7 protein-coding genes, 1 tRNA gene, 1 other RNA gene and 1 pseudogene are annotated in these 8,513 nt (G+C 68.4%); 5 read left to right on the top strand and 5 right to left on the bottom strand.

All coding sequences use genetic code 11. From position 1 onward, the window contains the following. The 3 genes from WBL05_RS13325 to WBL05_RS13315 form a co-directional block, all read right to left on the bottom strand. A partial coding sequence (locus WBL05_RS13325; protein WP_424226589.1) for a DNA polymerase III subunit gamma and tau occupies nt 1-1,440 on the bottom strand: 1,440 nt, incomplete at its 3' end. 139 nt (nt 1,441-1,579) lie between these two features. Continuing rightward, nucleotides 1,580-1,677, bottom strand: an RNA gene (gene ffs, locus WBL05_RS13320) — signal recognition particle sRNA small type. A 55-nt stretch (nt 1,678-1,732) separates the two neighbouring features. Beyond that, nucleotides 1,733-2,632: a universal stress protein gene (locus tag WBL05_RS13315; RefSeq protein WP_424226587.1), complete on the bottom strand. Its 900-nt coding sequence runs from the start codon at nt 2,630-2,632 to the stop codon at nt 1,733-1,735. 158 nt (nt 2,633-2,790) lie between these two features. Between WBL05_RS13315 and WBL05_RS13310 the strand changes: the two are divergent. After that, nucleotides 2,791-2,965 (top strand): annotated as a pseudogene (locus WBL05_RS13310) (TetR/AcrR family transcriptional regulator); the annotation flags it as partial. Nucleotides 2,966-3,487: 522 nt separating this feature from the next. On the opposite strand, the gene WBL05_RS13305 reads toward WBL05_RS13310, so the two are convergent. Further along, nucleotides 3,488-4,471: a universal stress protein gene (locus WBL05_RS13305; RefSeq protein WP_424226585.1), complete on the bottom strand. Its 984-nt coding sequence runs from the start codon at nt 4,469-4,471 to the stop codon at nt 3,488-3,490. A 186-nt stretch (nt 4,472-4,657) separates the two neighbouring features. On the opposite strand from WBL05_RS13305, the gene WBL05_RS13300 reads away from it, so the two are divergent. Beyond that, a tRNA-Ser gene (locus WBL05_RS13300) sits at nt 4,658-4,745 on the top strand. A gap of 169 nt (nt 4,746-4,914) precedes the next feature. On the opposite strand, the gene WBL05_RS13295 is transcribed toward WBL05_RS13300, so the two are convergent. Beyond that, a complete protein-coding gene (locus tag WBL05_RS13295) occupies nt 4,915-5,349 on the bottom strand; it encodes an arsenate reductase ArsC (RefSeq protein ID WP_424226583.1) in 435 nt (144 codons plus the stop codon). A 370-nt stretch (nt 5,350-5,719) separates the two neighbouring features. Here WBL05_RS13295 and WBL05_RS13290 point away from each other — a divergent pair, with 370 nt between their 5' ends. The 3 genes from WBL05_RS13290 to arsA all read left to right on the top strand — a co-directional run bounded on the left by WBL05_RS13290 (nt 5,720) and on the right by arsA (nt 8,292). Further along, nucleotides 5,720-6,037, top strand: a complete 318-nt coding sequence (locus WBL05_RS13290) for an ArsR/SmtB family transcription factor (RefSeq protein WP_424226581.1) — start codon at nt 5,720-5,722, stop codon at nt 6,035-6,037. A gap of 66 nt (nt 6,038-6,103) precedes the next feature. Continuing rightward, entirely contained in the window at nt 6,104-6,550 is a 447-nt protein-coding gene (arsD, locus tag WBL05_RS13285; protein WP_424226580.1) for an arsenite efflux transporter metallochaperone ArsD, read from the top strand. Then, complete coding sequence (gene arsA / locus WBL05_RS13280) at nt 6,550-8,292, top strand: arsenical pump-driving ATPase (protein ID WP_424226590.1); 1,743 nt, start codon at nt 6,550-6,552, stop codon at nt 8,290-8,292. Before arsD ends, arsA begins: the two co-directional genes overlap by 1 nt. The last annotated feature ends 221 nt before the right edge of the window (nt 8,293-8,513 follow it).

Here is an 8,513-nt window from a genome sequence, read left to right as displayed (position 1 = left end):
GGCCTGGGTCGAGAGGCCGGGTTCCCGTCCCGGCAACAGGTCGGGCATGTCGAGCCGGCGTTCCAGCCGGTCGAGCCGGGCGTGCAGGCCGCGGCCGTCCTGGTCGGCGTTGGGCAGCAGGACGCGTGCGCAGATCAGTTCGAGGTGCAGCCGGGGCGCGGTCGTGCCGCGCATCTGGGTGAGCCCGGTCGCGATCACCTCGGCGGCCCGGGTCAACTCGCCGGCGCCCAACGAAGCGGCCTGGCTGCGCAGCCGCTCGGCCTGGTCCTCCGAGACGTCGATCAATCCTGACTCGATGGCCTCGGGCACCTGGGCGATGATCACCAGGTCGCGCATGCGTTGCAGCAGGTCCTCGGCGAACCGGCGCGGGTCCTGACCCACCTCGATCACCTTGTCGATGGTGGCGAACACCCCGGAGCCGTCGCCGGCGGCGAAGGCGTCGACGGTGTCGTCCAGCAGCGCGTCGGGGGTGTAGCCGAGCAGCGAGGTCGCTTGGGCGTAGCTGACCCCGGACCGGTCGGCCGCGCCGAGCAACTGGTCGAGCACCGATAGCGAGTCGCGCACCGACCCGGCCCCGGCCCGGACCACCAGCGGCAGGACGCCCCGCTCGACCGCCACGCCCTCCTCTTCACAGATCCGCTCCAGGTAGGACGTCAGGGTGCGCGGCGGCACCAGCCGGAACGGGTAGTGGTGGGTGCGCGACTTGATCGTCCCGATGACCTTGTCGGGCTCGGTGGTGGCGAAGATGAACTTGACGTGCTCAGGTGGTTCCTCGACCACCTTCAACAGGGCGTTGAAGCCCTGCTTGGTGACCATGTGCGCCTCGTCGATGATGTACACCTTGTACCGGCTGGCCACCGGGGCGAAGAAGACCTTCTCGCGCAGGTCGCGGGCATCGTCGACCAGGCCGTGGGACGCCGCGTCGATCTCGATCACGTCGATGCTGCCCGGTCCGCCGGTGGCCAGCGCGACGCAGGAGTCGCACACCCCGCACGGTGTGGGGGTGGGGCCTTCGGCGCAGTTCAGGCAACGGGCCAGGATTCGGGCGCTGGTGGTCTTGCCGCACCCGCGCGGGCCGGAGAACAGGTAGGCGTGGTGGACCTTGTTGTTGGCGATCGCCCGGCTGAGCGGTTCGGTGACGTGCTCCTGGCCGATGACCTCTGCGAAGGTGTCGGGGCGGTAACGCCGGTAGAGCGCCAGCGGGCTGGCTGGACGCGTCATGGCGGACGCCTCGCCGACGAAGCGGGCCGCCGGCGCAGCTGGCAGGGGGGCGGTCACTGATTCGTCCACCTCACCGTTGGCGGCCCTGATGTCGCACGCCGGTTCCGGGTCGGGCAGTGGTTCATCGAACAGTCCAGGACCGTCCTGCTGGTAGTCAAGCGACAGTCCGTCGTCATCATCGAGGTCGAGGCCGTCGCCGAGGTCCTGGTCTTCGTCCACCCGGCAAGCCTATGCTGCCCGGCGGACAGTTTCACACCGCCCCGTAACAGCACGCCGACGCGGGACCGGGGGCGGCGAGATCGGCGCCCGCAACCCTGGCGCACCACTACAGCCACACGGGCAAGCGAGATCCGAGATGACAAGGGGCCCCCCGCGCACCCGGTAGAGCTCACTTACCCTTGCTGCCTTCCGACCCTGGGGGGATTGGGCGAGGGTGCCGCCGCGCGGGGGACCTTCCGTCAAGTCTAGCTACAGACCGACCCCGGACGCCAAGTCGGCATCCGTCCGCCCGCTAGCCGCGGGTCACGATGACCGGGCTGCGGGCCTCGCGCAGCACGTGCTTGCTGGTGGAGCCAAGCAGTAGCCCGGCGAAGCCGCCGCGCCCACGCGAGCCGACCACGGTGATGCCCGCCTCCTTGGAGGCCTCCACCAGCGCCCGCTCCGGGCGTCCACGCACCACCCTGATCTCGACCGGCACGTTCGGGTGGGCCGCCTTCTGCTCTGCCAACAACTCGTCGACCAGTTCGGTGAGGCTCCTGGTCACGCCCTCGATCGACTGGTCCCAGATCTCGGCGTTGTAGGCGTCGTAAGGGCCGAAGTCCCAAGAGTTGACTGCGATCACCGGGACGCCCCGGAGTTCGGCGGCCTCGAACGCCAGCTTGATCGCAGCCTTGGCGGCTGGTGAGTCGTCGACGCCGACCACGACCGGGCCGTTCGGGTGCTCGTGCGCGTCGTCCCCAACGACGACGACCGGCCCGTGGGCGTGGGTGGCCACCGCGTCCGAGACGCCGCCCAGCAACCGCACCGACAGCGGCGCATGGGCGCCGCGGGCCCCAACGACGACCTGGTCGGCGTCCCGGGAGGCGCGGGTGAGCACGTACGACGGGCTGCCCTGGACGACCTTGCCGGTGGCGTCCAGCCCGGGGTAGCGCGCGCGCATGGTCTCGACGACGGCATCGACCTTGCGCTGGGCGTCAGCCAGGTAGTCGGCCACGTAGTCCTTGCCATGGTGGATCTGGGCGGCAGCCACCGTGCGGCCGGGCAGCGGCAGCTCCGAAGCGACGAACACCACCAGCAGTGCGATGCCTCGCGCGGCCGCCCGCGCGGCGGCCCAGTCGACGGCCTTCTCGGCCCGGGGTGAGCCATCGGTCCCCACAACGATCCGGCCCTTGGTTTCAAGTTCGGCTTCCATGGCGACTCCTTGTGCTTGACCACGCGGCGGCGGCGCCGCGTTGCGGCTTGTCCCGCAATCCTATTCCCTTGGCGCTTGGCGCCGGGGAGGGTTGGCCGAGTCCGGCCACCCGGCAAGCGATAGCTTGGGCAGATACCGCATCGTCGCCAGGAGGTCCAATGTCGGAAGGCATCACCCGCGAACGTGCTGATACCCAGGCCCGCCTGCTGTCCGCTGCCGTCGGTGTCTTTGCCGATCGAGGGGTGCTGGCGGGTACCATTGAGGAGATCTGCGAACGCGCCGGGTTCAGCCGCGGGGCGTTCTACTCGAACTTCGAGTCGAAGGACGAGTTGGTGCTGGCGCTGCTTGCGCGTGGCCGGCAACAGAGCATCGCCGGGGTTGCCGGGCTGGTCTCGGACGCCGTGGAAGCCACCCCGTCCGACGACATGGAGAAGATGCTGCAGATGGCGTTGGGACAGTGGGTGCAGGCGCAGTCGACCGACCGGGAGTGGATCCTGGCCTCGACCGAGATCCGACTCTATGCCGCCCGCGAGCCCGGCATCCGGGCGGCGTACCTGGAGCATCGGGACGCCGCCAATCGCGAGACCGTGGCGGCGCTGCAGCAGGTGGTCGACCGCTACGGGCTGGAACTGTCGATGCCGATCAGCGTCACCGTCGAGATGCTCACCCCGGTCTTCGAGGCGTGCATGCTGGACGCCGTGATGCGGTTGCCTGATGGGCACGGCGACATCAAGCAGTTGGAGCCGGAAACGCTCGCCGAGGTGATGCTGCCGATGACCACCCTGATCAACCGTTGGGTGGTCGGCATCGCTGCGCTGGGGAACGGGCCCCAACGCAGCGAATAGCCCGGCGCTGTTAAGCGCGTCCGGTGTAGCCGAGCCGGCCGGAGTCGGGCCCGGACTGTCCACGGCCCCTGCGGTCCTTCCAGCCCGCCCAGTCGCGGGTGACGACCACCGGGCAGTACGACTCGCGAAGCACGTGGCGGCTGGTCGAGCCCAGCAGCAGCGAAGCGAAGCCCCCGCGTCCCTTGGAGCCGATGACCAGCAGGCCGGCGTCCTTGGACGCCTCGACCAGTGCTGTCTCTGGGCGTCCCCGGACCGGTTCGATGGTGACGTCGACGTCGGGGAACTCGGCGACCTTGTCGGCGATCAGCTTCTCGGCCTCCTCCACCATCATCTGGTTCATCTCGGCCATGCTGTGCGCCCAGATCTCAGCGTTGAAGGCGTCGTAGGGGCCGTAGTCCCAAGCGGTGATGACGACCAGCGGGACGCGGCGCAGCGAGGCGGCCTGGAAGGCGCGGGCCATCGCGAGCCGGCCCTGCGGCGAGTCATCCAGGCCGAGCACCACAGGGGCACCTGGGTGCTCGTCGGCCTGCTCGGGCACCACGGCCACCGAGCCCTGCGCGTGCTGGACGACGAAGTCGGACACCCCACCCAGCATCTTCACCATCGCCGGTGCGCCTGCGCCGCGAGCACCGACAACGACCTGGTCGGCGTCCTTGGCCGCCCGGGCCAGGATGTCGGCCGGGTGGCCCTCAACGACTGCGGTCTCGATGGTCAGGTTGGGGTACTGCTTGCGAAGCCGCTCGGCCACATCGGTGACGATCCGCCGGGCCTTCTCCTCGAGCATCTCCTTGTAGTCACGGCCCTCCACCAGGGCAGTCGCCGCGGCGTTTCGAGTCGGGATGGGCGCCTCGGGGATGGCGTGCACGATCAGTAGTGGGACGGGAACCGTTCGTTCGGACACGTGCCTTGCGGCCCACTCGACAGCCTTCTCGGCACGTGCCGAGCCATCGGTTCCAACCACCCAACGGCCCTCAGTCACCAGTTTGTCTGCCACGGTCGTTCCTCCTGAGGTGTGCTTCCTCGCACCGTGGGCGTCCGCCCACGTGTCGGCCAATTCTACCGCCGCCGCCCGCTCACAGGGACTGCTCTCAGGACGCGTCCCGGGCCGTCACTCCGCAAGGGCTGCGGGTGGTTGGGCCGGGTTGGCTTCCTGGCTTGACGTTTGGGTAGGATGCCGCACGGAGGATTCGCCTAGAGGCCTATGGCGCTCGCTTGGAAAGCGGGTTGGGTTCACGCCCTCACGAGTTCGAATCTCGTATCCTCCGCCACCACGATTCCCGTCCTGATAGGGGCGGGAATCGTCCTTTTCTCGGTCCGCGACGTTCCCGACGCCGAGTCGTGCCCAGGTGGCCGGAGTTCTTGGCGTGTTCGCGGCTCGAGCGCTTGGAAGCGTCCTGGACACGGTCACGGCGAGCCGGGTGGGACAGCCCGATGTGTTCACCGGTCAGCTTCGGCGGGAGAGGGCTGCACCTCGACCCCGAGGTCCTCAAGAAGAGCAGTGACGCGGCGGCGGATCTCGTCACGGATCGGGCGGACCGCGTCCACGCCCTGGCCGGCCGGGTCCTCCAACACCCAGTCCTCGTAGCGCTTGCCGGGATACCAGGGGCAGGTGTCGCCGCAGCCCATCGTGATGACCACGTCGGAGTCCTGCACCGCCTCGGAGGTGAGGATCTTCGGCTTCTCGGCGGAGATGTCGATGCCCTCCTCCAGTAGCGCGTCGCGGACGGCGGGACTTATCGAATCCGCGGGCGCAGACCCGGCAGAACGCACCTCCACCTTCCCGCCGGAGAGGTGGTGGGCGTAGGCGGCGCCCATCTGCGAGCGTCCGGCGTTGTGGACGCAAACGAACATGACGGAGGGCTTGCTGTTCACGAGGGTCCTTTCGGTGAAAGAATCAGCGGGTAGACAGGGTGGCGTCGGTCGGAAACCGCCTGGGGATCAGTCAGAGAGCCATGCAGACAAGAGCGACCGGGACAGGCACCCGATGAGGGGTCCGACGGCACCGACGAGTGCCTGGCCGGACCTGAACCGGGAGCCCCGATCGAGACGCGAACACCGCTCGAAGTTCTTGCCGGCAAGGGTCAACGCCAAGGGCAGCGGCGTCGGCGTATGCCCAGGTACTGACGAGTTCGATACACCGAGCCTTGCCCACCTATCGATGTTTGTCAATTAGAGGTAGCGTGGCGTGATGGCGACAATGCTGGTGGACACGCAGCGAGGTTCCGTCGACGATTGCTCGGCCGTGTCGACGGCAGTCTTGCCCGCTGAGCGGGCCAGCTGCCTGGCCGAGATCTTCAAGGCGCTGGCCGACCCGACGCGGGTCAGGCTGCTGGCGCACATCAGCGCCTCCGAGGACGGCATCGCTTGCGCCTGCCACCTTCCCGATGCCCTCGGGATCAGCCAACCGACCCTGTCCCATCACCTGAAGAAGCTGGTGGCAGCCGGGCTCATCGTCCGGCAGCAACGCGGCCGTTGGGCCCACTACTCCGCAGTCGCTGGCGTGCTGGATACGGCCCGGGACTTTCTGGGGGAATCCAGTTCTGAACCCCGCTGCTGCTGAGATTGACAGGCATCGATATGGCTGATTGACTCCTTGGATCGATCTGCATCAATCCCAAGGAGTCAGATGTCCATTATCAAGGTCTTCGAGGGACCCCTGTGTTGCAGCACGGGCGTGTGCGGCCCAGCTCCCGAGCAGGCACTCATCGACTTCACGGCGGACGCTCGCTGGCTCGCAGAGCAAGGGGGACAGCTGGTGCGGGCGAGCCTTACGCAGGAACCAGCGGCCTTCGCCGCGGACGCCACCGCCGTGTCCTTCCTGCGCGTGGCAGGGGTGGATGCCTTGCCGCTGGTACTGGTCGACGGCCTCACGGTCCTGACCGGCCGCTACCCGTCTCGGACCGAGCTCGCCCGGTATGCCGGGCTGTCGGTGCCGGACGGCGCTGAGGTGCTCAACGAGGATGGTGCGGCGTCTTGGTGCAGTGACCAGGCCACGGCTTCCAGCTGCTGTTCCCCGACGCCCCAGGTGCTTCAGCTCTCACCGGCTCAGGCCTCGTGCTGCGGCGGTGCATGATGAACTTCCTGCAGGGTCTGCCCCGCTATGCGTTCTTCACCGGCAAGGGCGGGGTCGGCAAGACCAGTGTCGCTTGCGCGGCCGCGGTCGAACTCGCCGAAGCCGGCAGCCGGGTGCTGCTGGTCTCGACCGACCCCGCGTCCAACGTGGGACACGTGTTCGGTCAGGGCATCGGCCACCGGATCACCCGCATCGCAGCAGTGCCCGGTCTGGACGCTCTGGAGATCGACCCCGATCAGGCGGCGGCCGAGTACCGGGACCGGATCCTCGTCCCGGTCCAGGCTTTCCTGTCTCCCGCCGATCTGGCTTCGGTGACCGAGCAACTCTCTGGCGCCTGCACCACGGAGATTGCTTCGTTCAACGAGTTCACCGATCTGCTCGCCGGCACCGAGCGTACCCGTGGCTATGACCACGTCATCTTCGACACCGCCCCCACGGGCCATACCATCCGGCTGCTGCGCCTGCCGGGGGAATGGACCAAGTTCATCGCTGACGGCCGAGGGGACACCTCCTGCCTCGGACCGATGTCCGGGCTGGAGAAGTCGCGCTCGACGTACGAGCGGGCGCTGCAGGCCTTGGCCGACCCGGCCAGCACCCGTCTCGTTCTGGTCGCCCGCGCCCAGACCGGAGCGTTGACCGAGGCGGCCCGCACCGTCGACGAACTGGCCGAAGCCGGCGTGGCTGCCAGCCGTCTGGTCATCAACGGGCTCGTGCCGGCCGATCCTCGCCACGATCGGCTGGCAGACGGGATCCGGGTGCAGGAGGCTGCCGCTCTCGCTGACCTACCGGCCCAGTTGGCTGACTTGACGACCGACCACCTCGCCCTCCACGGAACCGACATCGTCGGCGTGCCGGCCCTCCGACGCCTGCTCACCGCGCAGCACCACTCCCCCAACACGACAGACAACTGCCCCGAGCCCGCCATCGGTCTCCCGGAGCTGTCCACACTGATCGAGGCGCTGGGCCAGCAGGACCACGGCCTCATCATGTTCATGGGCAAGGGCGGCGTCGGCAAGACGACGCTGGCCACCGACGTTGCCCTCGGCCTCGTCGCCCGCGGCAAGCAGGTGCTCCTCACCACGACCGACCCAGCCGCACACCTGGACCCAACCCTGGCGTCCGACCAGCTGCAGGTGTCGAGCATCGACCCCCAGCAGGCGGTAGCGGACTACCGCGAGCGGGTGATGTCGACCAAGGGCGCCGACCTGGACGCCAACAGTCGAGCCGCCCTCGCCGAGGACCTTCGCTCACCCTGCACCGAGGAGGTGGCCGTCTTCCAGGCGTTCTCCAGGGCGGTGGCGGAGGCACGCCGGCGGTTCGTAGTAATGGACACCGCGCCCACCGGCCACACCCTGCTGTTGATGGACGCCACCGGCTCCTACCACAACGAGATCGTCCGGAACATGGCCGACGGCATGAGCTTCACCACGCCGCTGATGCGGCTGCACGATCCGGACTATACAAAGGTCATCATCGTCACCCTCGCCGAGACGACCCCCGTTCTGGAAGCGGAGCAGCTGCAATCCGAACTCGTTCGGGCTGGCATCCACCCCTGGGCGTGGGTGGTCAACCAGACCCTGACCGGTGTGCTCACCCACAACGCTCTGCTACGCCAGCGTCAGGTCGCCGAACAGGGACCCCTGGACGCGATCCGCAAGGTCAGTTCCCGCGCTGCTCAGGTTCCCTGGGCGCTCAACCTCGCCGAGACCGGGAAACCCGCCAAGGCGCTCATCGACGCCTGAACCGCGCGTGCCCACAGCGCACTGGCATGGCCAGATGACCGAGGCCAGGCCGGTAGCCCCACCGATCTGTGAAGCCGTGTGTCCACCCTGAGGAGAACCCGAGTTCCGCAGTTGGTGGGCATTCGGGCGGGTCTGAGCGAGCATTGATGCTTGTCACAGGGTTTCGGGGGTCCCGGGACGGCTGAAAACGGTGGGCACACGATTTGTCGTGTCGGGCTTGT

The sequence above is a fragment of the Brooklawnia sp. genome (assembly GCF_049651565.1).
In the GTDB taxonomy this organism is placed as follows: domain Bacteria; phylum Actinomycetota; class Actinomycetes; order Propionibacteriales; family Propionibacteriaceae; genus Brooklawnia.
Note: the sequence above shows the minus strand (reverse complement) of the source record. Positions and strands in the feature narration are given on the sequence as shown.

Coding starts and splice junctions, on each gene's coding strand:
- WBL05_RS13315 (WP_424226587.1), bottom strand. CDS start 2,632: ATGGAAGCCGAACTTGAAACCAAGGGCCGGATCGTTGTGGGGACCGAT.
- arsD (WP_424226580.1), top strand. CDS start 6,104: ATGTCCATTATCAAGGTCTTCGAGGGACCCCTGTGTTGCAGCACGGGC.
- arsA (WP_424226590.1), top strand. CDS start 6,550: ATGAACTTCCTGCAGGGTCTGCCCCGCTATGCGTTCTTCACCGGCAAG.